Below are 25803 nucleotides of genomic sequence, written 5' to 3'. Positions count from 1 at the left end.
GAGTCAGTATGAGCAAACCACATCCGGTACAGGTGATTGCCGTTTCCGGCGGGAAAGGGGGCGTTGGCAAGAGCAACGTATCAGTGAACCTTGGCATCGCCCTAGCACAAATGGGACGGCGGGTGGTGCTGCTCGATGCCGACCTGGGCCTTGCCAACATTGACGTTCTGCTTGGCATTACCGCCAATCGTAATATCCAGGACGTCATCGCCGGGGAATGTGACCTTCGGGATGTGTTGGTCAACGGCCCCGGTGGCATCAAAATCGTGCCTGCGTCCTCAGGTACCCAACGCATGACCCAGCTTTCCAATCTGGAGCACGCTGGCCTGATCAACGCGTTCAGCGAACTGGGTGACCAGATCGATGTGCTGATCGTTGATACCGCTGCGGGTATTTCCGAATCGGTGGTCAGTTTCCTCCGGGCCTCACAGGAACTATTACTGGTTGTTTGTGATGAACCTACCTCTATCACCGATGCCTACGCCCTTATAAAGCTTATGAACCGGGATTACGGCACCAACCGCTTCCGTATACTGGCCAATCAGGTCAGGAATGAGCAGGAAGGTCGCCATCTGTTTGAAAAACTGACCCGGGTTACCGAGCGCTTTCTTGATGTGGCCCTACAATATGTGGGTATGGTGCCGTATGACGAGGCCGTAAAAAAAGCGGTACAGCGCCAGCGTGCCGTGCTGGATGCCTATCCGCGGGCAAAAGCATCGTTGGCGATCAAGAGCCTCGCGGAGAAAGTGGATAGCTGGCCGCTGCCATCATCGCCCCGGGGACATCTGGAATTCTTTGTGGAGCGGCTCGTCGAAGTCTGATTTTGATCCTGTCACTGAATAGCCGGATACATGACATTGGCGAAAGAACTTGGAACCTACAACCGGACGGGTACACGAGGACCTTCCCAGCTCGTTGAGGAGCAGGCCCCGCTGGTCAAAAAAATAGCGCTTCACCTCATGGCGCGGCTGCCGGCATCTGTCCAACTGGATGACCTTATGCAGGCAGGCATGATTGGCTTGTTGGAAGCTGCACAGCGATACAGTTCCGACAAGGGGGCTACCTTTGAGACATACGCCGGGATCCGGATTCGCGGAGCCATGGTAGATGAAATTCGCAAAGGTGACTGGGTACCCCGATCCGTCCACAGGAACTCCCGCCGCATTGCCAAAGCCATCAAGGCTGTCGAGGACCGCCTGGGTCGGGAAGCTCAAGACTCGGAAGTAGCCGAGGAGCTGGGGCTGGACCTCGACGAATACTATTCCTCCCTGAGCGATGCTAACAGTGGCCGACTTTTTAGCCTGGATGAGCTCAATGAATCCGGCGAGCTGCCGATAGAAGAAACAGAGGACAGTGATAACCCGTTGGATGGCTTGGCGTCTGACAACTTCCGGAAGAGCCTGGCAGCTGCGATTGGTGACCTGCCCGAGCGAGAAAAGCTGGTGCTCAGCCTTTACTATCAGGAAGAATTGAACCTGAAGGAAATTGGTGCTGTGTTGGGTGTCAGTGAAAGCCGGGTCAGCCAGATTCACAGCCAGGCCGCGCTCCGTCTGCGGGGGCGTCTTACTGGTTGGCAGAGCTGAACAGGCCGCCAGTCCCATTGAACGGCGTTACCAGGCATTCTTTACTGTAGCCTTTTGGTAACCGGTGCTTTACAACCGGCTCAAAGGCCACACAATAAGCGGTTAAACTACCGGCCTGCTAGACTGTGAGCCGGAAGCCAAAAACGAATTCCGGGCGTTTTTAACTGGAGGTCCCATTGGACAAGAACATGAAAATCCTGATTGTGGATGACTTCTCCACAATGCGACGGATCATTAAGAACCTGCTTCGCGATCTCGGTTTTACCAACACTGACGAAGCAGACGACGGCAATACAGCACTGCCTATGCTCAGGAGCGGCAAATACGATTTTCTGGTAACCGACTGGAATATGCCAGGGATGTCCGGACTCGATCTGCTCAAGGAAGTCCGTGCCGATGACAGCCTGAAAACCCTGCCTGTGCTCATGGTGACCGCCGAGGCGAAGCGCGACCAGATTGTCGCTGCTGCGCAGGCCGGTGTGAACGGCTACGTGGTCAAGCCCTTCACGGCAGCCGTACTCAAGGAGAAGATTGAGAAGATCTTCGAACGCATCCAGTAATTCAGAGGTCGGACGGCTCCCATGAGCAATAGAAAAAAAGACCCACAGGGGCTCGACCCGGAGGTCACGGAGAAACTCCGCAGCCAGGCGGCCGAGTTGGTTGAACAGGTCAACGCCGGGGACTATGGCCGCGCGATGACGCTGATCAATGAATTGAGCGAGGTGAGGGACCAGAGCCTGTATCGGGAAGTCGGCCGCTTGACCCGCAGCCTCCACGAGGCGATCCGCAATTTCCAGATCGATCCCCGTAACGCCGAACAGTCAGAAGCTCTGTCGAAGATGACCGATGCGTCGGATCGCCTTGAGTACGTGGTTCAGATGACCGGTAAAGCGGCCAATCGGACCATGGATCTGGTTGAGGAGGCTATGCCCAAGGCCAGCGCCCTCCGCGACGAGGCCGCCGAGCTGAGAGACCAGTGGCAGAAACTGCGTCGCCGCGAGATGGCGCCGGCTGAATTTCGTGAGCTCTATGCCCGTATCGACACGTTTTTCGTGACCCTGAATACCGATGCCGGGGCGATGTACGACAACTTGTCGGAAATTCTTCTGGCCCAGGATTTCCAGGACCTCACTGGGCAGGTGATCCAAAAGGTCACCACTCTGGTTAAAGAGGTGGAAGAGCATCTGTTGAGCCTGGTAGTGATGGCGAGTCATGTGGACCAGATGACCGGCACCGTGCATGAACTGGAAGAGCGGGAAAAGATATCGGCGGAACAGGGTGTTGGTCCACAGATCAAGGCCGAAGAACGCGAAGACGTAGTATCGGGACAGGACGATGTTGATGATCTTCTGTCCAGTCTCGGTTTCTGAGTAAGAGAGGGTAACGCATGGCGCTTGATGCCGATGAAGAGATCCTGCAGGACTTCCTTGTTGAGGCAGGCGAGATACTCGAAAAGCTGTCGGAGCAACTGGTCGACCTGGAACAAAACCCGGACGACAGCGATCTGCTCAACGCCATCTTCCGAGGCTTTCACACCGTAAAAGGCGGCGCTGGGTTTCTGCAACTCGATGCCCTGGTGAACTGCTGTCATTCCGCGGAGAACGTCTTCGATATCCTGCGCAACCACAAGCGCAAGGTGGACTCGGAACTGATGGACGTGGTGCTGGAAGCCCTGGATCACGTCAATGCCATGTTTGAACAGGTTCGCCACCACGAGGAACCGACGCCAGCTCCCGAGGAACTGATTGCCGCTCTGGACGCATTGGCGCAGCCGGCAGGGGAGTCGTCGCCAGCAAACGCAGCGGTCGCTCGCGAAGAACAGAACGAGAGCAACGAAGCCAGTTCTGGAGAAGATGGCGGTGATATTACCGACGACGAATTCGAGCGGTTGCTGGATGCCCTGGAAGAGGAAAAGACCAGCAGCGCTCCGGTTTCCAGTGACGACGGCAATGAATCTTCAGGCGGTGACGGAGGGAGCGGAGACGACATCTCCGATGATGAATTCGAGGCCCTGCTGGACCAATTGCATGGCAAGGGCCAGTTCTCAGGCCCGCCTGAAACCGGCAAGGCAGCCCCTGACAGCCAGGATGCCTCGGGCGACAAGGTTACCAGTGATGAGGCCAGTGACAGCAAGGGTGGCGACGACCTGATTTCGGACGACGAGTTCGAAAAGTTGCTGGATGACCTGCACGGCAAGGGTGGTAGCCCTACGGCAGAAACTGCCAAGCCGGCCCCTGGGCCTGCTGCAAAGCAGCCGTCGGCCACGTCTCCCAGTGCCAAGGCTGACAAGCCCGCGCAACCGACTGGTAAGCCCGAAAAAGCGCCTGCGGATAATGGCAAGGCAGGCGTAACGCCTGCGATGCCGGCACGGGATGCGAATGCACCAGTGGCTGAAACTTCGGTGCGGGTGGATACCAAGCGCCTGGACGACATCATGAACATGGTGGGTGAACTGGTGTTGGTGCGTAACCGGTTGCAGCGTCTGGGCGCCCAGAGTGAAGACGAGCATATGCACAAGGCCGTCTCAAACCTGGACGTGGTGACCACCGATCTTCAGTCAGCGGTGATGGCGACGCGGATGCAGCCCATCAAGAAAGTATTTGGCCGCTTCCCGCGGGTGGTTCGCGACCTGGCCCGCAGCCTGAAGAAAGAAATCAACCTTGAGATGCACGGCGAAGAGACCGACCTGGACAAAAACCTGGTCGAGGCGCTGTCCGATCCTCTGGTCCATCTTGTTCGCAACTCGGTTGATCACGGTATAGAGGCACCCGATATTCGTGAAAAGGCGGGCAAGCCTCGTCAGGGTCGTGTGACGCTGTCGGCTGAGCAGGAAGGCGACCACATCCTGTTGTCCATCGAAGACGACGGTGCTGGTATGGATCCGGATGTACTGCGCCGAAAAGCGGTCGAAAAGGGCATCTACGAACAGGATGCCGCTGACCGACTGACCAACACCGAGTGCTACAACCTGATTTTCTCCGCCGGGTTCTCCACCAAGGATCAGATATCGGATGTGTCCGGTCGTGGCGTTGGCATGGACGTGGTGAAAACCAAGATCAGTCAGCTCAACGGGCAGCTGAGCGTCGAGTCGGAGCTGGGCAAAGGGTCTCGCATCGTCATCAAGGTGCCGCTGACCCTGGCCATCATGCCTACCCTGATGATCATGCTTGGCGACCAATCCTTCGCGCTGCCACTGGTGAACGTGGTCGAGATTTTCCATCTGGACCTAAGCAAGAAGAACATTGTGGATGGCCGTGAATGCATCGTGGTTCGAGACAAAGTCTTCCCGTTGTTCCACATCAAGCGATGGCTGGTCAAAGGCGCCGCTGGGCAACCGGAACCAGAAAACGCCCACGTGGTTATCGTGGCGATGGGAACGCGGCGCGTCGGTTTTGTGGTGGATCAGCTGATCGGGCAGGAAGAGGTGGTGATCAAGCCCCTGGGCCGTGCCCTTCAGGGAACGCCGGGTATGGCGGGTGCGACCATCACTGGCGACGGTCGTATTGCACTCATTATTGATGTTCCGAGCCTGCTGCAAAACTACGGCAAATAACGTTGCGGCGGGCCCAGGTTTAGGAGAAATGGATGACGGTTTCTGTCCTGGTCGTTGATGATTCAGGTTTTTTCCGCAAGCGACTGACGGAAATCCTGACCGCTTCCGGTCAGATCAAGGTGGTTGGCGTGGCCACCAATGGGCGCGAAGGTGTCGAGCTGGCTGAAAAGCTGAGGCCTGACGTCATCACCATGGACTACGAGATGCCCGTCATGGACGGTATCAGCGCCGTCCGTGAGATCATGAAGCGACATCCGGCGCCGGTATTGATGTTCTCCTCCCTCACCTACGAGGGTGCCCGGGTGACCCTGGATGCCCTTGAGGCAGGTGCCGTTGATTTCCTGCCCAAGAATTTTGAGGAAATTGCCCGGGATTCCAGTCAGCTTCAAAAAATACTCATTGAGCGTGTGCTGGATGTCGCTGGCAGTCGCCCTGGTGCAAAACCGTCGGCGCCGCCTCCCACCGCTCCGCCTCCTTCGCCCCGTAGCCCTGCACCGGCAAGGCGCAGCGTGCCCGAGCGGCCGGCGATACCGGACAGGTCCTCTCGCCCCAGCGCCCCAGAGCCTGAAGCACCGGCCCGTCGTTCGATTCGCCGCGGGCCGGCGAAACACTACAGTGTGGTTGCCATCGGCACGTCCACCGGCGGCCCGGTGGCCTTGCAACGTGTACTGATGGCGTTACCGGCCGGGTTTCCCGCGCCTGTGGTGCTCGTTCAGCATATGCCGGCCAGTTTTACCCCGGCGTTTGCCGAGCGCCTGAACAAGCTGTGCCAGATTCAGGTACGCCAGGCTGAAGACGGCGAAATGCTGAAGCCGGGCGTTGCGTTGCTTGCCCCCGGGGGCAAGCAGATGATGATTGAAAACCGGGGTGGCCAGGGCAGGGTCAGGATTCTTCCTGGAGATGACCGGCTTAACTACAAGCCCTGTGTGGATGTGACGTTCGGCTCCCTGGCCAGGAGTTTTCCCGGCAAGACCCTGGGCCTGATCCTGACGGGTATGGGCTCGGATGGAAAGGAAGGCTGTCGCCTGATGAAGCAGTCAGGCTCCGATATCTGGTCCCAGGATGAAAAAACCTCGGTGATCTACGGTATGCCCATGGCCGTGGCCAAGGCCGGGTTGTCTGACGAAATCCTTGCGCTCGATGACATTGGTCCCCGCCTGGCGGATGGGGTGAGCTGATGGATATTCTCAGCCTGCTGGGCGTCATTCTTGCCTTTGTGGCGATTCTCGGTGGAAACCTGCTGGAAGGTGGCGCCATCAGCTCGCTGTTCAATGGCCCGGCCGCGCTGATCGTGATTGGTGGTACGCTTGCAGCCACTATTCTCCAGACCTCCTGGCCGCTGTTAAAGCGGGCCTTTTCCCAGGTGCGCTGGGTGTTCTTTCCCCCCTACATCAGCCTGGAAGATGGTATCGGCAAAGTCATCGACTGGAGCGTCAAGGCCCGTAAGCAGGGTTTGCTGGGGCTGGAAGGGTTGGCTGAGAAAGAATCTGAGCGCTTTGCCCGTAAAGGGCTGCAACTGCTGGTGGACGGCGCTGAGACAGAAACCATCCGTAGCATTATGGAGGTGGACCTGGAGTCCCGTGAACAGCGGGATCTGGAGTCCGCCCGGGTGTTTGAGGCCATGGGTGGCTATTCGCCGACCATTGGTATCATTGGCGCGGTGATGGGGCTTATTCAGGTGATGACCAACCTCGAAGACCCTCAGTCACTTGGCAGCGGTATCGCCACTGCGTTCGTGGCCACCATCTACGGTGTTGCTCTGGCGAACCTGCTGTTCTTCCCGGTTGCCAACAAGTTGCGAGGCATTCTGCGGGAGCGCACCCGTTATGAAGACATGATGATCGACGGCATCATCGCCATTGCCGATGGCGAGAACCCTAAATCCATCGAGCTGCGCCTGCGGGGCTTCCTGTAGTGCCGGCACCTGGCTGAGGGGTAAGCTGATGAGACGACGCAGGCAGCAGGATGACGATCTTCACAACAAGGAACGCTGGCTGATTTCCTACGCCGACTTCATTACCTTGTTGTTCGCGTTCTTTGTCGTGATGTATTCCGTGTCGTCGGTGAACGAGGGCAAGTACAAGGTGCTCTCTGAAACTCTGACTGGCGTCTTCAATGCCCCCCAGCGCTCCTTTCAGCCTATCGAAGTGGGTGATCAGCCCCGACGTTCGACGCCGCAGGCGGCCGAGGATGTGATTAACCCGCCAGTGACCGAAGCTCCGCAAAATCCCTCCATGAGTGCAGAAGGGCGCACCGAGGCGCTGCGTGCCATGGCGGACCAGTTGGCTTTGGAGTTTGACGAACTGATCAATCAGGGTGTGGTTACACTGGAAACCAGCGACGAGTGGTTGGAGCTCAGTCTCCGCAACAGCCTGCTTTTCGGCAGTGGTGATGCCGAGCCCCATTACGATGCCTTCGACGTGGTGGAGAAAATCGCTGCTGTACTCCGCAACCGGGATAACGCGATCCGGGTTGAGGGCTTCACGGATAACCGCCCGATAAACACCAGTGCCTTCCCCTCCAACTGGGAGCTGTCCGCTGCGCGATCAGCGGCGGTTGTGCGCATGTTGTCGATGGAGGGTGTTGAGGCCGAACGGCTGGCCGCTGTTGGTTACGGTGAGCACCAACCGGTGGCCCGCAACGATACCGAGGAAGGCCGCCGTCGCAATCGACGCGTGGTCCTGCTGATCTCCCGCGACGCCAGTATCCGTGGCGCGATGCGATAACACCTTTCTGATCATCACGTTGCGGAGTCATGGCGGAAGGTGCCTATAGGCGAGTTGGCACAATATCTGTATTAACGTCTGTACATCTTTAGATCCCGGCAAGCTCTTGCCGGATTGTTTTCAAGTTGAACGGATCGTGGCCGATAACTCGGTATGCGTGCGACGTTTCCGGAACGGGTATTTCTGGAGAATCAGTTTGGTGACGAGGTTGGCGATGAATTTGGTGACGGATATGGAGTGCACAGCGTGCGCATCTGGGCAGTAGCCAATCAAAAAGGCGGTGTGGGCAAAACCACATCGGTTGTCGCCCTGGGTGGCCTCTTGGCCGAGAGCGGCAAGCGCGTTCTGGTGGTCGACCTGGACCCTCACGGATCATTGACCAGCTGGTTCGGGTACGACCCGGATACCATTGCCCACAGTGTGTTCGATCTGTTCCAGCACCAGGGTAAAGTACCGGATGGTTTGCCGGCCCAGTTGATTACCGAAACCAGCTGTCCGGGGCTATCCCTGTTGCCGGCCAGCACAGCGCTGGCAACTCTCGAACGGAGAATGGTCGGTGTTGAAGGCATGGGACTGATTGTATCCCGGGCCCTGACCCAGTTGTGGGACGATTTCGACTACGTCCTGCTGGACAACACCCCATCGCTCGGCGTGCTGATGGTGAACGCGCTTGCCGCCGCACAACACCTGATCATTCCGGTTCAGACCGAGTTTCTTGCCATCAAAGGCCTTGAGCGAATGCTGCACACGCTCACCATGATCATGCGCTCCCAGAAGAACCAGCTTTCCTACACCATTGTTCCGACGCTGTTTGATCGGCGAACGCAGGCATCGGTAAAAAGTCTTAACCAGTTGAGAAAAACCCACAGCGATACGCTATGGCGCTTCGCCATTCCAGTGGACACCAAGTTCCGCGATGCCAGCCAGGCCGGGATTACCCCATCATCCATGGATGCTGAAACCCATGGTGTTCGGGGATATGCCCGCCTGCTGAGTGATCTACAGGAAATAACACGCTCGGTGGCGGAGCGTCGGCATGGCTGACAAAAAAATGACACAGGTGGCGGACCCTGGCTCCGCCATTGCCAGCTATCTGGACGAACTGCTGCATACGGCGACAGATAGCGCTCTGCGTGAGGAACCGGAACCGCCAAAACCGGTGGCTCGTGAACGCACTCGCATCGCGCCGAAGCCTGCGCCCATTGTGGCCCGTCCGGTCGCGGAGGCGAAGTCTGAGTTGCGAAAGCCGGTAACACCGGCCCCGGTGGCGGAAAAAGCGCCGGAGGTGGAGTCGCCCCCGGTTGAGCACAAACAGGCCGCCGATATTCCGTCGCCTCCTGAGGTGGAGCCCCCGGGGCGGCCGGAATGGTCAGACAAACCGTTCGAATGCCTGATCTTCACGGTGGCAGGGCTGCAGCTGGCGGTGCCGTTGATACTGCTCGGCGCCATTCATCGAATAGAAGAGCCGGTGAAGCCGATCCCCGGCAGCCCCCGCTGGTATATGGGCATGCGCCCGGACCGGGAACGTAATCTCAGAGTGGTGGATACGGCGGAATGGATTATGGCGGGCCGGGCACCGGAGGACGCACGGGACAACTATCGCTTCGTGATCCGGCTGGACAGCAGTGAGTGGGGGTTGGCCTGTGACGATGTCGCGCAGTCGTTTACCCTGAAACCGGATGAAGTACGCTGGCGGACGGCCCGCAGCAAGCGGCCTTGGCTGGCGGGCACGGTCATCGACCACATGTGCGCACTGATTGATGTTAAAACCATGGCGGACATGCTGGTCCGGGCTGAGCGGGAACACCACCTCGACCTGAGTTAGCAATTTCCGGTTACCGAATGAAACCGTGCTCTGCTGGCACGGTTTGTGCCCTGAACTATAGTATTGGGCACTGACGATGAATTTTTGACGATCAGGCTGCCCGCCGGGCAGCCGAACAGGAGATACAAGGCTATGGCATCCCCGAGCGGACAGCAAAATCAGGCCCAGGATGATCAGGTACTGCAGTACGTGACCTTCAGGCTGGATGACGAAACCTATGGCATTGACGTCATGCAGATTCAGGAAGTGTTGCGATACACCGAGATTGCGCCGGTTCCAGGTGCCCCGGATTACGTTCTGGGCATCATCAACCTGCGGGGCAATGTGGTCACCGTTATCGACACCCGCCGTCGCTTTGGCCTGGCGGATGCGGAAGTCACTGACGCGACACGCATTGTGGTCATGGAGTCGTCCAACCAGGTGATGGGTATCCTGGTGGATTCGGTTGCCGAGGTGGTGTACCTGAAAGCCAGTGAAATTGAGACCGCGCCCAATGTGGGGAACGAGGAAAGTGCCAAGTTCATCCAGGGGGTGTGTAACAAGAACGGCGAACTGATCATATTGGTCGAGTTCGACAAGATGTTGTCAGACCACGAATGGGCTGAAATCTCCTCACTGTAATGCCGGCTTTGGCCGGACAGCAGGCTGGATGGACGCCCCGTGGTTTCAACTAACCGAGGACGTCCATCATGTTTGCAGAAATCTCTTCCCTGGCCCCGTGGCTTCTGACAGCCGCTGCCCTGTGCCTACTGTTCGCCCAGGGTATGATGCTCCGCCGTGAAAACCGAAAACTTCGGGAGCAAATGAAAGAGCGCTGCGAAACCCTTGGCCGCGAGCTCCACGCAACAGCCAGTGGCAGTATGGGGGTTGGGCAGCGAGTGGTCACCTGCGAGCGCCAGCTTCATGAATTGCGCGGTATGCTTGACGAAATGCGCCAGAACGATCCGTTAAGGATTTCCTACGATGAGGCCTCAAGGTTAGTGGACCTGGGGGCGGATATCGACGACCTGATGAATACCTGTGGCATTTCACGGCCGGAAGCCGAACTGGTATCAGCGCTCCGCAAGCGCCAGGCGGCCTGACCTAAGGGTTTATCTGTCTAATCTTCACGGGGCCGTCCGGCGTCCTCTGGCGTACGGCCCTGAAGATTGAAGGCAAAGGCAAGAATTTCAGCCACCACCCGGTAGAGTGTCTCCGGGATTTCGTCGTTCAGTTCCAGTCGCGCCAGTATGCTGGCCAGCTCCGGATTTTCGTACAGCGGCACATTATGCTCACGGGCAATGCGGATGATTTCCTCCGCCAGTTCGTGGGTACCGCTCGCCGCAATGACTGGAGCCCGTTCGCCATCGTATTTCAGTGCCACTGCCGCCGGTGAATCTGTGTTCTGATGATCTTTTCTCATACCCGCGTGTCCACCAGCCGGTGCTCAAGACGGGTGTTTGCACCCCTTGGTGTCCCTCTCCGGCACTCCAGGTCCACCACATCCAGGCCGATATCCGAAAGGCCCTTTCGTAATTGCGGCAGATCTTCCCGCACCTGACGCAGCGTGGACTGCTTCTCCGCCCACACCTGCGCAGACACCTGATCCTGCCGCAGCGATACATCAAAATGCAAAGGCCCGGCCTCATCCAGATCCATGGCCAGTGAAAGACGCCATTCCGTTGCCCGGGGGGTGCCAGAGGTTTTCTGGCCGCTGTCTGCCGGTTCCTGTTCGATTCGCAACTGGGCGATCCGTGGTTCGTTGTTGGGGTTCAGCCAGGGGAGCTCAAGCAGCATGGTTGATACCGGTGTTGGCGCCTCGGCGGTGGTCCGTGTGGAGAGTATCTGGCTGTGTAACTGATTCACGGTAATACGATTGAGCATGCCAGCCAGCAGCCTGAGCATTTGCCCAACCGTGGGTTCGGCAGACCCCTGTGGTGGCGGAGGTGGAAACGTATTGGGGAACTGAAGCGGTGCCTGCACCAGTTCCGGACTTGCCAGCGGTGTAAAGCGGTTGAAGGCGTCGGGGCCGCTCCCCTGTTGTGCGAGCAAGGCGGTAATCACCCGGCCGATAGCCAGCTTGAGATCGGGTAGGGCGGCCTGGGGCGCCCTCGCCAGCCGCGATTCGGCGAACAGCCCGCTTTCCTCGACCCACTGCCGCAACTGGCCGGCCGCACCGGGTTGAGTTCCGGCACCTGGCGTCAGTGACTGGCTGGACGGCAGCCGTGATATCAGTTGTTCAATAGCCTGCCTCACCGGTTGGGGAAGTGGCTGTGGTGGATTGTTGATGGGGGTTCCAGTGGGCGCAACGCTGTCGGGTCTCGCACCGCCGGTCAGCGTTGTCAGAATTCTGGCAAGGCCGGCATCAACGGACTGTTGCCAGGGCAGGCGCTGCGCCAGCGCCCGGGAGATCGTGGTTTCCGGCGCCTGGGCCAGCTTCCCCATCAGTTGCAGTTCATTGCCCGCACGCATGATCTTGACCCAGTCACCGGTTTCCAGGGATGTGTCTCCAATAGCCGCCTGAACGGTCAGCGACTGGCCCCGAACCTCCAGCAACAACTGAGCGCCGGCAGAGGATTGTCGGTTGATCACGTCTGCCACCCGAGCGAGTGTTGCCTCGCGATTGGCAAGCTTGAGCTGGTCGAGCTGCACACGGGCAGAGGCCGCGTCCAGTACCGCCGAAGGTTGTCCGCTGGCTGGCCGCTGAGCGATCGGCGCCGGTGACTCGGTTTTGGGTGGTGGTGTGGGGTTACCGTTTGGTAATTTCATTGCCACTGATTTGATGTCAGACAAGAGTATTCCTGAGGCGCTTTCGCTATAATACGCCCCGCCGGTAAGTATTGCCTTTCCGAACGTCTGAACCCTCCGGGTCAGTAAAGTGTACACCAGCTCTGGGGCCCCGATGTCTGAGCCGTTACTACAGGCTGTCAATCTGCAATGTGAGCGTGATGACCGGATACTGTTCCGGGATCTCTCTGTCTCCATACTGCCCGGTACTCTGACCCGTGTCGAGGGGCCTAACGGCTCTGGCAAGACTACGTTGCTTAGAATTCTTGCCGGACTGAACGACAGTTACAGTGGTGACCTGCTCTGGCGAGGAAGGCCTCGTCATACCTACCGGGAGGAATTCCTCCGCAATATGCTCTACCTTGGCCATCGCCCGGGTATCAAACCGTTGCTTACCCCCATGGAAAATCTCCGCGCCCTGATGGCCGGGCGTCGGTATGTGACCGATAAGGTGCTCTGGCAGGCATTGGAAGGCACCGGCCTGGGTGGTTTCCAGAACGTACCCAGTCGTAACCTTTCCGCCGGGCAGCAACGTCGGGTGGCACTCGCCAGATTACTGGTTGCAGATGAACCCCTGTGGATTCTGGATGAGATATTTACCGCCATTGATGCCCACGGTGTGGCTGCTCTCGAGCGATTGCTGGTGGACCGGGTCGCAAGTGGTGGCGCGATCGTAGTGACCACACACCACGACCTTAATCTGCCTTCGATGCACCGAATTACCCTGGGGGGCAGTCATGACCATGGCCTCTGAAGCCAGGCTTCCTGTTCGTACACCGGAGGAGTCGGTAAGCGTATTGTCGGCCATGAAAGCCGTATTCTCGCGGGATTTGAAAACCGCCTTTCGCCAGCCCCAGGATCTGCTCAATCCGCTACTGTTTTTCGTCATGGTCGTAACGCTTTTCCCCCTCGGGGTTAGCCCCGAAGTATCATTCCTGCGGGAGGCGGGTAGCGGTATCCTGTGGGTTGCGGCCCTGCTGTCCGTGTTATTGTCACTGGATCATCTTTTCCGTCATGATTTCGACGACGGCACGCTTGAGCAACTGGTACTGCAGCCCCAGCCGCTGTTTTTGCTGGTACTGGCGAAGTCACTGGCCCATTGGGTACTCACTGGCCTGCCACTGGTGATGCTGGCGCCTGTTCTGGGGGTGATGGTGCATCTTGAGGGGAACTCTGTTGCCATTCTGTGTCTAACGCTGCTGATCGGAACACCGGTCCTCAGCTTGATCGGTTCCATTGGTGCGGCATTGACCCTCGGACTGAGATCGGCAGGCGTGCTCTTGTCCCTGCTGATCATTCCGCTGTACATTCCGGTGCTGATTTTTGGCACAGGCACGGTAATGGCTGCGTCTGAGAGCGCGCCGGTGGGTGGACAGCTCGCGTTGATGGGGGCGTTTCTGGTATTGGCGCTGACACTGGCGCCGTTTGCATCGGCGGCGGCCCTGAGGATCAGTCTGTCCAACAGTTAAAGGTAAAAAGGTAACAACCTGATGTGGCAAATCTTTCACAAGCTGGGGTCGCCAAAATGGTTCTTCGGCATTGCCTCAACACTGATGCCCTGGCTGCTTGTGGCGGGGGCGGCCCTGTTTTTGACCGGTATTGTCTGGGGGTTGGGGTTTGCGCCACAGGATTACCTGCAGGGTAATAGTTATCGCATCATTTTCATTCACGTACCGTCTGCGTTTCTGGCCCAGTCGGTGTATATCATGATGGCCGTTGCGGCGTTGGTTACGCTGGTTTGGCGTATGAAACTGGCCGATGTTTTCGTCAAGGCCGTGGCACCGGTTGGTGCAGTGTTGACCTTCCTGGCCCTGTTTACCGGTGCGGTTTGGGGTAAGCCCACCTGGGGAACCTGGTGGATCTGGGATGCCCGGCTTACCTCGATGCTGATCTTGCTGTTTCTTTATTTTGGGGTGATGGCGTTGGGAGCGGCCATCTCCGATGAGAAATCCTCGGCACGTGCCGTTGCCGTGCTGGTACTGGTGGGGGTGGTTAACATACCGATCATTAAGTATTCCGTAGAGTGGTGGAATACCCTGCACCAGCCAGCGACGTTCAAGCTCACGGAAAAGCCCAGTATGCCCGCGGAAATGTGGGTGCCCCTGTTGCTCTCGGTATTGGGGCTTTATCTGATATTTGGCTGGCTCGCCTGTCTGCGTATGCAGACCAACATTTTGGCGCGTGAAGGCCGCACCCGCTGGGTAAAAGAACTGGTTCAGGCACGGGAGAACTGACGCAATGGCCTTCGACTCTTTTGGTGCTTTTCTGGCGATGGGCGGCCACGGCCCGTATGTCTGGGCATGCTATGCGGTGTTTTTCCTGCTGATGGGAGTCATGACGTGGTGGTCGCTGCGTCAGCGGCGGGTCGTAATCGCGCAACAGCGACGCCGTATGGCCCCCGCTCCGTCGGTCGACGAGCGCCCGGCGGCGGCCAGCTTTACCCGAATCGAATCTTCTCAAGACTGACTGGTAGATCAAACATGCACCCGATCCGAAAAAAACGGCTTACCATTGTCCTTTTTCTCCTTGTCGGGGTGTCGGTGGCCGTGGCCCTGACGACCTACGCGCTGCGGCAGAATATCAACCTGTTTTACGACCCAAGCCAAATTGCCGCTGGCGAAGCGCCGGTGGACGTCCGCATCCGTGCCGGCGGCATGGTGGAAGAAGGGACTGTGCAGCGTGATCCGGAAAGCCTGAAAGTGGAGTTCAAGGTAACGGACTTTACCTCATCGGTATTGGTGGAATACACCGGGATCCTGCCGGACCTGTTTGCCGAAGGGCAGGGCGTTGTCGCCATGGGGCGCATGGACGGTAATGGCCGTTTTGTCGCGGACCAGGTGCTGGCAAAGCACGACGAGAATTACATGCCACCGGAAGTGAACGACGCCTTGGAAAAGGCCGCCGGCAAGCGGGCTGCCATGCCTGGAACAGCCGGTGAATCCAGCGCCGGTTACTAGCGTTGCTGGCCCACGTTTAAGAGAGTTGGAGAATCCTGATGTATCCGGAACTCGGACAGATCGCCCTGATACTCGCGCTGTTGCTGGCAGTGCTCCTTTCCGTGGTCCCCCTGGTGGGCTCGGTGACGGGTCGTGACCAGTTGCTGGCCTTCGCCCGGCCGCTGTCAGCAGGCCTGTTCGTCTTCGTTGCCCTGGCCTTTGGTCTTCTGACTCACGCGTTTGTGACCGATGACTTTTCCGTGGCCTATGTCGCCAACAACAGCAATAGCATGCTGCCCTGGTACTACAAATTCAGCGCGGTTTGGGGCGGCCATGAAGGCTCGCTGCTGCTCTGGGTGCTGATGCTCGTTGGCTGGACGCTGGCGGTCGCCATATTCAGCCGGCGCCTGCCGTCGGTGATGGTATCCCAGGTGTTGTCGGTGCTTGGTATGGTCACGGTGGGCTTCCTGTTGTTTACCATCATGACCTCCAATCCTTTCGATCGTACGCTCCCCAATGTGCCGGCCGATGGCGCCGACCTGAACCCGCTGTTGCAGGATTTCGGGCTGATCGTGCATCCACCCATGTTGTACATGGGGTATGTGGGCTTCTCCGTGGCTTTTGCCTTTGCCATTGCCGCGCTGATCAATGGCAAACTGGATGCGGCCTGGGCTCGTTGGTCCCGCCCCTGGACCACAGTGGCCTGGGCTTTTCTTTCCCTGGGCATTGCCCTGGGTAGCTGGTGGGCCTATTACGAACTGGGTTGGGGCGGCTGGTGGTTCTGGGACCCGGTCGAGAATGCCTCGCTGCTGCCCTGGTTGTCGGGAACGGCGCTGATGCACAGTCTGGCCGTCACCGAGAAGCGCGGCGTATTCAAGAGTTGGACCGTGCTGCTGGCCATCGTAACCTTCGCCCTGAGCCTGCTGGGAACCTTCCTGGTGCGTTCCGGGGTGCTGACCTCTGTCCACGCCTTCGCCTCAGACCCCGACCGGGGGACATTCCTGCTGGCGCTACTGGCGATTACGATTGTTTCGAGCCTGACCCTTTACGCGTTCAGGGCGCCGGTGGTGCATGTGCGCTCCCGTTACGGCAGCCTGTCCCGTGAAATCTTCCTGCTGATGAACAATGTGTTGTTGGTTGCCGCAACCCTGTTGGTGTTGGTGGGGACTCTTTATCCATTGGTTCTGGACTACCTGGACATGGGGCGGCTATCCATCGGTGAACCCTTCTTCAATCTAACCTTCAGCCCCCTTGGAATTGCCGCCGGCTTGCTGTTGGGGGCAGGTATATTCTCCCGCTGGAAGAAAACCGACGGCGGCTGGCTGGGCCGCAAACTGCTGTGGCCGTTGGCTGTCAGTATGATCGGGACCAGTGCTGTGCTGGTTGGGTACGGCAAGTTTGAGCCCTGGGCGTTTGGGGGCCTGTTCTCAGCGATGTGGATTACGGTGGCCACCTTTTGGGATCTCTGGGAAAAGTCCGGGTCACGGAAGGGGCGCCTCCACGGCCTCAGGCGTCAATCCCGCAGTTACTACGGCATGGTGTTCGGGCATCTGGGGCTGGCCATCACCATGGCGGGTGCGACGGTCGCGTCCAACTACGGTATCGAGCGGGACGTACGCATGTCGCCCGGGGACACCGCGATGGTCGGTGATTATCGGGTTGCGTTTGCCGAAATTGGCAACCGAAGAGGGCAGAACTTCACCGCGGAATACGGCCGTTTTGAGGTTTACGATTCGGATGGCGGTCTGATATCCACGCTATACCCGGAGAAGCGCCGATATATGGTTCAACGTAACACCATGACCGAGGCTGGTATTGACGGCGGTCTGTTCCGGGATATTTTTGTCGCCATCGGTGAGCGGGTGTCTGACGATGCCTGGGCGATCCGGCTTCAATACAAACCGCTGGTCCGCTGGTTGTGGTTGGGGGCGCTGTTTATGGCCGCTGGTGGCTTCCTGGCCATTTCGGACCGCCGCTATCGCATTCGCGACAAGGTTGCGGAAAACGGTAAGGCCAAGGCACCGAACGCAGGCGGTGAGCGCGGAGCAGACCCGGTAGGAGCGGCGTCATGAAGCGGCTGCTGCTGTTCACGCCGTTGATCCTCGCTGTGGTACTCGGAGTGGTCCTGTTCGCCGGTATTGGCAAAGACCCCAACAAACTCGAGTCGGCGTTGATCGGCAAACCGGTGCCCGAGTTTTTGTTGACGGATCTCCACAACGAAAGTCGCGAGCTGACTCGTGAGGTTTTTGAAGGGCATGTGTCCCTGCTGAATGTCTGGGGTACCTGGTGCCCGGCCTGCCGGGATGAGCATGGTGATCTGGTCTGGCTGGCGGAAGAGAAAGGCGTGCGCATCGTTGGCCTTAACTATAAGGACAACCGGGATGATGCCCTGGTCTGGCTTGATCGGTTGGGCGACCCGTATCAGGTGTCGATCTACGATCCCCGTGGCAGCCTCGGGTTTGACCTGGGGGTTTATGGCGCGCCGGAAACCTATGTCATTGATGCCGAAGGTATTGTGCGTTACCGCCATGTTGGCGTGGTTAACGAAAAAGTATGGAAGCAGGACATCAAGCCCATCGTCGATCGGTTCAGGGAGAAGATCTGATGTGGCGCCCGGTGTTTGCATGGCTGTTACTGATGACAATTGCGCCGATGTCGGTAGCGGATGCCCGTGACGTTTACGGATTTGATACGCAGGCGCAGGAGCAGAGGTTCCAGACCCTGATTTCGGAGTTGCGTTGCCCGAAGTGCCAGAACCAGAACATCGCCGATTCCAATGCGCCGATTTCCAAGGACATGCGCGACGAGGTGTACCGGATGATGTCTGATGGCGCCAGCAACGAGGAAATTGTCGGAGCACTGGTCGACCGCTTTGGTGAATTCGTGCGATACAAGCCGGAGGTGGATAGCCGCACCATCCTGCTGTGGGCAACACCAGCCATTGTGGTCCTGGGTGGCCTGATGGTGGTGGCCGGGATTGTCATCCGTTCCCGCAGGGCCGGCCAGGACGAGCCAGCCCTAACCGACGAAGAGCGTGCACGGGCATCCAGAATGCTCGATGGCGATGACTCCAACCGCACCTGACTTCAAACAACACTCTTTCTCAACCGGATTAATGACCGTTCTATGACACAGACCTTCTGGCTGACGGCCGCTGTATTAATCGTACTTGCCCTGGCGTTTGTGGTGGCGCCGTTGTTCCTGCACCGTTCCGGCCGGCGCGCGGAAATGGATCTGCGCAACCAGAACCTGCTGGCATATCGCAGCCGAATGGCGGAACTGGATCGCGAGTTTGAAGCCGGCGCGCTGGACGAGGAAAGCTATCAACAGCTCCGGGAAGAGCTGGCCGGCAGCATGCTTGATGATGTCCCGGATGCTGAGCGTGGTGTTATTGCTTCACCGGATCGGGCCAGAGGCGGGAAAAGCGCCATCGTCATTGCGATTGCCAGCCTCGCGGTTATTCCCGCCGCTGCGGTATACCTGTACGGACAGTGGGGCGCCATGGACGACGTCGAGCAGTTCCGCGCCATGCAGGAAATGATGGCTGCCGACAGCGATCGCCTGGGCCAGATGCAGGAACTGACGGCCCAGCTTCGCGAGCGGTTGGAGGACAATCCGGAGAACACCGAGGGCTGGGCCATGCTGGGGCGTAGCTATATGCGCATCGAGCAGTATGAGGATGCGGCGTGGGCCTTCGAACGGCTGGCAGAGAGTATCGAGGATGATGAGAGCGGTAAAGCTGTCGCCTGGGGATTGTCAGCCCAGGCTGCATTTTTCCTGAGTGAGGGTGACCTCAACCCAGAGGTGTCGAACGCCATTGAAAAAGCCAGATCGCTGAATCCCGACGAGGTCAATTCCCTCGGCCTGCTCGGCATCCATGCCTTCAGCCAGCAGAACTTTGAGGAGGCGATCCGGTATTGGGAGCGCATTGTGTCGGTGGCGCCCAATCATCCCCAGATTACGTCCATCCGCCAGGGCATTGAACAGGCCTATCAGCGCCTGGGTCGGGAGATGCCGCAGGAGCAGCCGTCAGAGGTATCCGGGGCCGGCGTAACCGTCCAGGTGGAAATAGACGAAGCATTCCGGGGCGAGATTCCTGACGACACCACCCTGTTTGTTCTGGCGCGTCGCGCGAATGTTCAGGGCGGGCCACCTCTGGCTGTGGCACGGCTGAGTGCGGGCCAGTTACCGATGGAGATCCGATTGGACGACCGCTTCAATATGTCCGCGAATGCAAAGCTGTCGGAGGCGGGTGAAGTGCGCCTGCAAGCGCGCCTGTCGCGCTCTGGCAACGCCAGGCCCCAGGCGGGTGACTGGCAGGGCGAGGTGGATCAGCCGGTGCCAGTGGGTGAAGGCGAAAACGAGCCTGTCACCCTGGTAATTGACACCCAACTGGTGCAGTAATCTGTCACCGGCTGGTGCTCAGGCCCTGCGGGTAGAGCGGCGGCAGATGATCCCCGGGAGCTGACTCACTGGCGGTTCCGCGCACGCGGATCAGCGCTGCCACAAGCCGTTCTCCCTGCCAGGGCTCCGACGTAGCCGATTCACCGGGTGTCCCGAATAATCGCTGCTGAAGCTGTTCGATCTCGGCGGCCAGTTCCGTGTCGTCCAGAAACCGGTTCACATCCGTTACGCTTTGGAAGGTGCGTTCCGGATGCCTTTGAGTCATCCAACGTACAAGCAGGTCGGTCGTTTTGGGCGATCCCGCCTGCGCTGCCTCGCACAGATCCCGGAATAGCACCTTTTCCCGGTTGTCTCCCTGACTTGCCACGACCTTGCCAGCACTGGTGCGGCGCCTGCTGTACCACCAGGCCGCCAGTGTGATCAGCCAACCCACCACAACGGCCAGGGTGGCCAACGGCCAGAAGCCAGCGCCGGATTCTCCGTCAGGCTCACCTGATACCGGGTCATCGTTGGTCCTGGTGTCCGTTTCCGACGCGTCTTCCGGATTACTGGGCACCGAGTCGATCTGGCCGGGTATCCCCTCAACGACCAGCGTATGTGCTGGAATAACCGCTACTTTTTCGCTGTCGCTTTCAGTATCCCACCAGGGGATCCGGATCTCGGGCAAGGTTAATTTTCCAGGCTGCACTGGCACCAGTGCCGTGGTCTGGGTCAGTGTCGAAGTCAGCCCTTCTGTGCCGGGTGTGGTCGTGCGCTCGGGCTTTTCCGGGTAAGCCCGTATGCTATCGGGCGTCTGTTCCGGGAGCGGCGGCAGCGATTCGGCAGGCAGGCCCTCCGTCCTCATGGTGAGGCTTCTGGTAAGGTTCTGGCCCGCTGTCAGGTTCTGGTTTCGTGGCAGTCCGGACTGGGTCAGCTCCAGCGTGCGGGCGGGCAACCAGGTGTCTCCGCTGAATTCCGCTGGCACACCCTTGACGGTGATATCAAACAGGTTGGCGCTGTCGCGGAGAAACTTCAATTGGCCCTGTTCATTCCGGGCCTGGCCCTCAAAGCGGATGGGCTGCAGACTGAGTTGTCCTTCTCTTTGGGGAAACAAGGCGTAACGGCGCTCAACCACGCGATAGCGAACACCGTCCCGGTAGCGGGTGTACTCGTTCTGCTTGCCCAGCGATTCGACAATGGCATTCGGGTGCTCCGGTTCGGAGAGCTCGCCGCGAATGAGGTTGCCGGTGAAAAACAGCTTGATGGTGAGCACCAACTGTTCCTGAACGTACACTTCGTCCTTGTCTGCGGCCAGCTCGATAAAGCTGTCTCTTTGGGCCTCGGTCTCCTGATCGGGTGGGGTGCCGCTGATAACCTCAATGGTGACGGGGGTTGAACGGGAATCTCGGAAGCTCAGGGGCGGAATGGTCAATTCACCGGTCTTTTTGGGCGCGAGCTGGTACGTCCATGTGATCTCGCCCACCATTTCATTGTTGACGGTGCGAATGGAGTATTGCTGGTTGCGGGCGAGAATTTCGAAGTCGTCTTCTACCTTTTCGATGTCCGGTTTTGGCAGACTCGACAAGTCGAAATCGAACAGGTTTCCCAGATTGATATCGATTTTGGTGCTGCCCTTGACGCTCAGGGTAAGCACTTCGCCCTCGTAAAGACGGGTTCTGTCGGGTTCGACGGTCAGATCGTTGGCTGCCATGGCCGGTCCTGCCATGGTGACAAGCAGCAGTATCAGAATAAACGGACCGGTCAGCCGGCTTACCATGGTGTATCGCCCTCGTCAGATGGTGTTTCTCGTTCCTGGTATTGTTGCAGGAATTTGCGCCTCAACAGTCCGCCCGGATTATCGGGCACGCGCCGGAGCCATTGTTCCTGTCCCTGGGTCAGCGGGGAAGTATCAAGCTCCGCCGGTGCCCTGGATGTTTGTCCGTCGCTCTCTGAAGCGTCGGCATCACGTTGGCGTTGTTGAGCGCTCTCCGCCTGCTTTTCCTGTTGGTCGCTTTGGCCGTTCCGTTGGCTATCCTCTGGCTCGTTCTTTTGCTGTCCATTGTGTTGATTATCCGGCTGGTTCTGCCCGGCCTGATCTGACGGGTCGCCGTCCTGGTTCTGAGTATCCGACCCATTCTGTGAGTTCTGCTGGTTACCCTGCTGCTGTTGATTGCCGTCCTGATCTGACGATTCACTGCCGTCCCCGCTGGATTGGTTCTGTTGCTGCTCCAGCAGCTGTTTCACCAGGTCGCGGTTGAACAAGGCGTCTTCATGTCCAGGTTGCTTCGCCAGCACATTCTCGTAGGCCTCGAGGGCTTCTTCCAGCTTGCCGGCACGGGCCAGGGCGTTGCCGCGGTTGTAGCTTGCCCTGGGTGTGTCTTCGCTGGCGAACGCGCCCGCTGCGGACTCATAGTCACCTGAGCGATAGAGTGCACTACCACGCCACTGCGGATTGTCGAGAATCCTGGCTGCCTGTTCCGGGGCTTCTTCGATCAGCGCGGGCGCACGCTGATCCTCCCGGGACCAAAGGGCGTCCCAGTCCATGGCCATTGCGGGACGTGGGGTGAGGGGCAAAAGTGTTAGCAGTATCGCCACCATGGCACCGCGACGCCAGCCGAGCAATGCCAGTGGCGCGGCCAGCCACAATAGCCAGTAGCCATCATCCTGCCAGCGGTTGACCGTCAGGTCGCGCTCGCTGTCTTGCCAGTTGTCCGAGTCAATGGGGCGCAGCTCCAGGCTGCGGATGTCCTCGTCCGTAATGGTCAGGCTATGGCTGTCTCCACCATTGCTTTTCGCCAGTTCCGCCATGCCTGCGGGGTCCGCACGGGTAATCACGATGTCGCCGCCATCACGAATGAATCCCTGGCGTGCCAGCGGTATTGGACCACCCTCTGACGTACCAACGGTCAGGGTGCTGAGCGCGAACCGACTGCCCGTCAGGGTATCGCTGATGCGAGGAAGGTAACGCTCGTCCACATTGTCTGCAATCAGTAACAGTCGCCCTGTTCCCGGGGCGCCCTGTTCCAGCAGGTCAAGGCCACGTTGTATGCCGAGATCGGTTCGGTTTCCTGCAGCGGGCATGATCACCGGTTCGAGTACCTCCAGCATGCCCTCGATGGTATTGCTGTCATCCGTCAGCGGTGTGACCGCATGAGCGTCCGCGGCATAGACCACCAGGGCGGTCAGGCTTCCCTCCCGTGCTTTCAGAATATCGCGAATCTTGCGCTTGGCCACAGTCAGGCGGTCGGGCGTTACATCGGTGGCAAGCATTGACAGCGACAGGTCCAGCACGATAACAAGGCTGTCATTCTGTTGTTGCAGTGGCGTGGGCGCCTTGCGCCACGACGGGCCGGCGAGGGCAACGGCAAGCGCCACGAGGGCGGCAACGACCGGCAATACGGGCGAGCGTTTTTGACCGCCCGCTGCGCCAGACTGACTGATCAGTGGGCGCAGCAGTTGCGGCGGTATCACGCGGCTCCAGCCACTGTCGCTCTGGCGGACGCGTTTGAATACCAGCGGCAGGACAAGGGCGACAAGAAGTAACAGCAGCCACAGTGGGCGCAGGAAGTGAAAATCAGCCATGGTTCCCTCCCCGTGCGTTGTTTCTGGTCTCAAGCCGGTTGCTGGCCACTCTGGCGCCCTGGAGTAGCAGCCAGATCAGGACGGCAATCCCGGCGGGCCAGACGTACAGTTCAGTCACCGGTCGATAGTGTTTGCCTTCCAGTTCGATGGGTTCGAGCTGGTTGATGCTTTCGTAGATCAGTTCCAGCTCGGGCAGACTGCGGGCCCGGAAGTACTCACCGCCGGTCTGCTGGGCAATTCGCGTCAGCAAACCTTCATCGAGGTCGCGGGATGGGTTGACCCGGCGCGAGCCGAGCAGCCCGCGCTGAACCATGGTTTCGGCACCAATCCCGATGGTGTAGATGCGTACGCCAGCGGCTTTTGCAATCTCCGCCGCCTTGTCCGGCGCGATCTCACCAGCGGTGTTGGCGCCATCGGTCAGCAAGATCACCACGCGTTGTTCCTGGGGGCGATCACGAAGGCGTTTGACCGCCAGACCAAGGGCGTCGCCGATGGCCGTGGCCCGCCCGGCCATGCCGATACCGGCTTCATGCAGCAGCGTGCGAACGGTGGCGAGGTCAAAGGTCAGCGGCGCCTGGATATAGGGTTCCGTACCGAACAACAGCAGCCCCAGGCGGTCACCTTCACGGCGCTGGATAAAGTCATCCAGCACGCGCTTCACCGCCTGTAGTCGGTTTATGCTGCGGCCCTGGATGACCATGTCCTGTTCGTCCATTGACGGGGAAATATCCACTGCCAGAAGCAGGTCACGACCGCTGACCGGCAACTGTACCTGTTCGCCGACGTGTTGGGGGCGCGCCAGGGCCACGACCAGCAGCAGCCAGATCAGCAACAGTGCCAGTTGCTGCCAAAGGGGGGCGTGGCTGCCGCTACGGCTGACACCCGGCAGGTCCGATAACCAATGCCCGACCGGAAAAACAGGTGCCTCCACAGTCTGAGCACTGCGTTTGCGTAAACGGATTATCAGGGGCACCAGAGCCAGTAGCAGGGCCCATGGAAACGCAAGGCTCAGCATTTTTGGCCTCCCAGCCAGACACGGGCGAACGCGATAGCATCACTGGTATGGCACTCGGGGGTTGGTTGCCAACTGCTGTTCACCATGGCTTCCACCACCGGGCGTGAGGCAATGCGATCCTTCGGGCTGGTTTCCAGAAGAAAGCGAACCCAGGGTTCGCCGGACAGGGATTCCGGGAGGCGTTCAGGGTAGCGGATACGCGCGGCTTGTTTCAGTAGAGCGTTCAGCGCGCCGAACCATTGGCTGTTGGGTGTTGCGGCCTGCTCCAGTCGGTTCAATTCTGTAATGGCGGTTTTCAGCCAGCGGTTTTTGCGCCGTTTTCGTCGGATCAGCACAAACGCCAGAATGCCCAGGGCAATTGCGATAGCCATCAGCAACCACCAGCCGGGCGCCGGTGGCCAGAAGCCTCCGGATTGTGGCAGGTGAATGTCTCTGAGCTGGCTCAGTGGGTCCTGTTGCATCATGGGGTCTTTGCGGTTCCTGTCATCCGATGTGCCCCCGGGGGCCAAGCAGTGCCTGCAACGCCAACGCTGGCTGATCGCCGGTCATGACGCTGGCGGGCTGGACACCTGCCGTTCGAAAGCACTCCTCAAGGGCCTCTGTATGCTGGCGAACCTTGTTCGCATAGGCCCTCTGGAAGCGGGGGTTGCTGCTATCGAACCACACCGGTCCGTCTTCGCCGGCAATGGCGAAACGACCGCTTTCAGGTAACTTCAGCTCCAATGGGTCAACAACTCTCAGTGCGCTGACCGTGTTGTGACGTGCCAGTGAACCGAGTAGCCGCGACGTTTCTGAGGTAATGGTCAGGAAGTCACTGATGACGAAAATGCGGCTACCGGTGTGGGCCACACGGCGAGCTTCCCGCAGGGCGGTATCCAGGGTGGCGTTTTCCACGCCGGCGGCCGCAACGGCACTTGAGTCGCGCGTGCTTCTTTGCTGCCTTGCCACGGTGTCGAGGAACTGCAGTACCGATTTCTTGCGCCGCGCCGGGCGCTGTACGGTGAGTTCGTTGCCGTTGAAAACGATTCCTCCCACCTGGTCGCCAGACCAGAGGGCAAGCCAGGCCAGGATACCGGCAATCTGGGCGCCGCGGACCTGTTTGTAGGCACCGGTGCTGGCGAAAAACAGTGAAGGCCCGAGGTCGCAAAGCAGGAGCACGGGGCGCTCGCGCTCTTCCTCGTAGAGCTTTGTGTGCGGCGACTGCCGTCGGGCGGTCACCCGCCAGTCGATGCTGCGGATATCGTCCCCGGGCTGATACTGGCGCACTTCAGCAAAGGCCATGCCCCGCCCGCGCCGGGGAGAGCGTTGCAGGCCGGCCTGCCGGGATCTTACCGGGCGCGCAGCAGGCAACTTCAATGCGCGGGCATCTGCCTGCAGGCGAATGAGACCGGAAAGGGGAATATGAGTCGCTGGCTCTTCGGGCGTCATGGTCAC

At 59.2% G+C, this 25803-nt stretch carries 28 protein-coding genes; 21 read left to right on the top strand and 7 right to left on the bottom strand.

The genetic code is table 11. The features are described 5' to 3' along the window. Positions 1–8: 8 nt before the first annotated feature. From JJO78_RS11045 to JJO78_RS10990, 12 genes are all read left to right on the top strand, one after another. Positions 9–821: a MinD/ParA family protein gene (locus tag JJO78_RS11045; protein ID WP_036204860.1), complete on the top strand. Its 813-nt coding sequence runs from the start codon at positions 9–11 to the stop codon at positions 819–821. Positions 822–851: 30 nt separating this feature from the next. After that, on the top strand, positions 852–1583 hold the full coding sequence (locus JJO78_RS11040) for an RNA polymerase sigma factor FliA (protein WP_036204862.1): 732 nt from the start codon (positions 852–854) through the stop codon (positions 1581–1583). A 176-nt stretch (positions 1584–1759) separates the two neighbouring features. Beyond that, positions 1760–2143 (top strand): chemotaxis response regulator CheY, encoded by a 384-nt coding sequence (gene cheY / locus JJO78_RS11035; RefSeq protein WP_036204864.1) that lies wholly within the window; start codon positions 1760–1762, stop codon positions 2141–2143. A gap of 21 nt (positions 2144–2164) precedes the next feature. Then, positions 2165–2953 (top strand): protein phosphatase CheZ, encoded by a 789-nt coding sequence (locus JJO78_RS11030; RefSeq protein ID WP_036204866.1) that lies wholly within the window; start codon positions 2165–2167, stop codon positions 2951–2953. A 17-nt stretch (positions 2954–2970) separates the two neighbouring features. Beyond that, positions 2971–5136 (top strand): chemotaxis protein CheA, encoded by a 2166-nt coding sequence (locus JJO78_RS11025; protein WP_036204868.1) that lies wholly within the window; start codon positions 2971–2973, stop codon positions 5134–5136. 32 nt (positions 5137–5168) lie between these two features. Next, positions 5169–6314 carry a protein-glutamate methylesterase/protein-glutamine glutaminase gene (locus tag JJO78_RS11020; protein WP_151982543.1) on the top strand — a complete coding sequence of 382 codons (1146 nt, stop codon included), beginning with the start codon at positions 5169–5171 and terminating at the stop codon, positions 6312–6314. Beyond that, positions 6314–7051: a flagellar motor protein gene (locus tag JJO78_RS11015; protein ID WP_007153952.1), complete on the top strand. Its 738-nt coding sequence runs from the start codon at positions 6314–6316 to the stop codon at positions 7049–7051. Before JJO78_RS11020 ends, JJO78_RS11015 begins: the two co-directional genes overlap by 1 nt. Before the next feature lie 28 nt (positions 7052–7079). Then, positions 7080–7862, top strand: coding sequence for a flagellar motor protein MotD (gene motD, locus JJO78_RS11010; protein ID WP_091641069.1), 783 nt, complete (start codon positions 7080–7082; stop codon positions 7860–7862). A gap of 246 nt (positions 7863–8108) precedes the next feature. Further along, positions 8109–8906 (top strand): ParA family protein, encoded by a 798-nt coding sequence (locus JJO78_RS11005; protein WP_041336586.1) that lies wholly within the window; start codon positions 8109–8111, stop codon positions 8904–8906. Further along, positions 8899–9687 (top strand): chemotaxis protein CheW, encoded by a 789-nt coding sequence (locus JJO78_RS11000; RefSeq protein ID WP_151982541.1) that lies wholly within the window; start codon positions 8899–8901, stop codon positions 9685–9687. The genes JJO78_RS11005 and JJO78_RS11000 overlap by 8 nt, the downstream gene beginning before the upstream one ends. Positions 9688–9819: 132 nt before the next feature. Further along, entirely contained in the window at positions 9820–10308 is a 489-nt protein-coding gene (locus JJO78_RS10995; protein WP_007153948.1) for a chemotaxis protein CheW, read from the top strand. Between the two features lie 68 nt (positions 10309–10376). Further along, the gene (locus JJO78_RS10990) at positions 10377–10769 is read left to right on the top strand and encodes a DUF2802 domain-containing protein (protein WP_007153947.1); all 393 of its coding nucleotides are present in this window, start codon (positions 10377–10379) and stop codon (positions 10767–10769) included. A 17-nt stretch (positions 10770–10786) separates the two neighbouring features. Here the strand turns inward: JJO78_RS10990 and JJO78_RS10985 are convergent, their stop codons facing one another. Together JJO78_RS10985 and fliK are read right to left on the bottom strand one after the other, a co-directional pair. Beyond that, entirely contained in the window at positions 10787–11089 is a 303-nt protein-coding gene (locus tag JJO78_RS10985; RefSeq protein WP_075194746.1) for an EscU/YscU/HrcU family type III secretion system export apparatus switch protein, read from the bottom strand. After that, the gene (gene fliK / locus JJO78_RS10980; RefSeq protein ID WP_226909935.1) at positions 11086–12459 is read right to left on the bottom strand and encodes a flagellar hook-length control protein FliK; all 1374 of its coding nucleotides are present in this window, start codon (positions 12457–12459) and stop codon (positions 11086–11088) included. The genes JJO78_RS10985 and fliK overlap by 4 nt, the downstream gene beginning before the upstream one ends. 109 nt (positions 12460–12568) lie before the next feature. Between fliK and ccmA the strand changes: the two genes are divergently transcribed. The 9 genes from ccmA to ccmI are packed head-to-tail and all read left to right on the top strand — an operon-like array spanning position 12569 to position 19793. Then, positions 12569–13207 (top strand): cytochrome c biogenesis heme-transporting ATPase CcmA, encoded by a 639-nt coding sequence (gene ccmA, locus JJO78_RS10975; protein WP_036204889.1) that lies wholly within the window; start codon positions 12569–12571, stop codon positions 13205–13207. Further along, positions 13191–13922, top strand: coding sequence for a heme exporter protein CcmB (gene ccmB / locus JJO78_RS10970; RefSeq protein ID WP_371915652.1), 732 nt, complete (start codon positions 13191–13193; stop codon positions 13920–13922). Before ccmA ends, ccmB begins: the two co-directional genes overlap by 17 nt. Positions 13923–13940: 18 nt before the next feature. Beyond that, positions 13941–14687 (top strand): heme ABC transporter permease, encoded by a 747-nt coding sequence (locus JJO78_RS10965; protein ID WP_227544358.1) that lies wholly within the window; start codon positions 13941–13943, stop codon positions 14685–14687. A gap of 4 nt (positions 14688–14691) precedes the next feature. Beyond that, positions 14692–14919: a heme exporter protein CcmD gene (gene ccmD / locus JJO78_RS10960; RefSeq protein ID WP_036204894.1), complete on the top strand. Its 228-nt coding sequence runs from the start codon at positions 14692–14694 to the stop codon at positions 14917–14919. A 14-nt stretch (positions 14920–14933) separates the two neighbouring features. Continuing rightward, positions 14934–15410 (top strand): cytochrome c maturation protein CcmE, encoded by a 477-nt coding sequence (gene ccmE, locus JJO78_RS10955; RefSeq protein WP_036204897.1) that lies wholly within the window; start codon positions 14934–14936, stop codon positions 15408–15410. 38 nt (positions 15411–15448) lie between these two features. Next, entirely contained in the window at positions 15449–17461 is a 2013-nt protein-coding gene (locus tag JJO78_RS10950) for a heme lyase CcmF/NrfE family subunit (protein ID WP_151982539.1), read from the top strand. Next, a complete protein-coding gene (locus tag JJO78_RS10945) occupies positions 17458–17994 on the top strand; it encodes a DsbE family thiol:disulfide interchange protein (protein ID WP_036204905.1) in 537 nt (178 codons plus the stop codon). Before JJO78_RS10950 ends, JJO78_RS10945 begins: the two co-directional genes overlap by 4 nt. Next, positions 17994–18473, top strand: coding sequence for a cytochrome c-type biogenesis protein (locus tag JJO78_RS10940; protein ID WP_151983127.1), 480 nt, complete (start codon positions 17994–17996; stop codon positions 18471–18473). The genes JJO78_RS10945 and JJO78_RS10940 overlap by 1 nt, the downstream gene beginning before the upstream one ends. 42 nt (positions 18474–18515) lie before the next feature. After that, positions 18516–19793 (top strand): c-type cytochrome biogenesis protein CcmI, encoded by a 1278-nt coding sequence (gene ccmI, locus JJO78_RS10935; RefSeq protein WP_151982537.1) that lies wholly within the window; start codon positions 18516–18518, stop codon positions 19791–19793. Positions 19794–19797: 4 nt separating this feature from the next. On the opposite strand, the gene JJO78_RS10930 is transcribed toward ccmI, so the two are convergent. The 5 genes from JJO78_RS10930 to JJO78_RS10910 are packed head-to-tail and all read right to left on the bottom strand — an operon-like array spanning position 19798 to position 25797. Continuing rightward, positions 19798–21549 (bottom strand): BatD family protein, encoded by a 1752-nt coding sequence (locus tag JJO78_RS10930; RefSeq protein ID WP_273623678.1) that lies wholly within the window; start codon positions 21547–21549, stop codon positions 19798–19800. Further along, the gene (locus JJO78_RS10925; RefSeq protein ID WP_151982533.1) at positions 21543–23354 is read right to left on the bottom strand and encodes a VWA domain-containing protein; all 1812 of its coding nucleotides are present in this window, start codon (positions 23352–23354) and stop codon (positions 21543–21545) included. Before JJO78_RS10925 ends, JJO78_RS10930 begins: the two co-directional genes overlap by 7 nt. Further along, the gene (locus JJO78_RS10920) at positions 23347–24369 is read right to left on the bottom strand and encodes a vWA domain-containing protein (RefSeq protein WP_151982531.1); all 1023 of its coding nucleotides are present in this window, start codon (positions 24367–24369) and stop codon (positions 23347–23349) included. The genes JJO78_RS10925 and JJO78_RS10920 overlap by 8 nt, the downstream gene beginning before the upstream one ends. Beyond that, positions 24363–24833: a DUF4381 domain-containing protein gene (locus tag JJO78_RS10915; protein ID WP_041333711.1), complete on the bottom strand. Its 471-nt coding sequence runs from the start codon at positions 24831–24833 to the stop codon at positions 24363–24365. Before JJO78_RS10915 ends, JJO78_RS10920 begins: the two co-directional genes overlap by 7 nt. Positions 24834–24852: 19 nt before the next feature. Then, positions 24853–25797 (bottom strand): DUF58 domain-containing protein, encoded by a 945-nt coding sequence (locus tag JJO78_RS10910; RefSeq protein ID WP_151983126.1) that lies wholly within the window; start codon positions 25795–25797, stop codon positions 24853–24855. Between the last annotated feature and the right edge of the window lie 6 nt (positions 25798–25803).

Source organism: Marinobacter sp. DS40M6, assembly GCF_028581595.1.
Taxonomy (GTDB): domain Bacteria; phylum Pseudomonadota; class Gammaproteobacteria; order Pseudomonadales; family Oleiphilaceae; genus Marinobacter; species Marinobacter salarius.
Note: the sequence above shows the minus strand (reverse complement) of the source record. Positions and strands in the feature narration are given on the sequence as shown.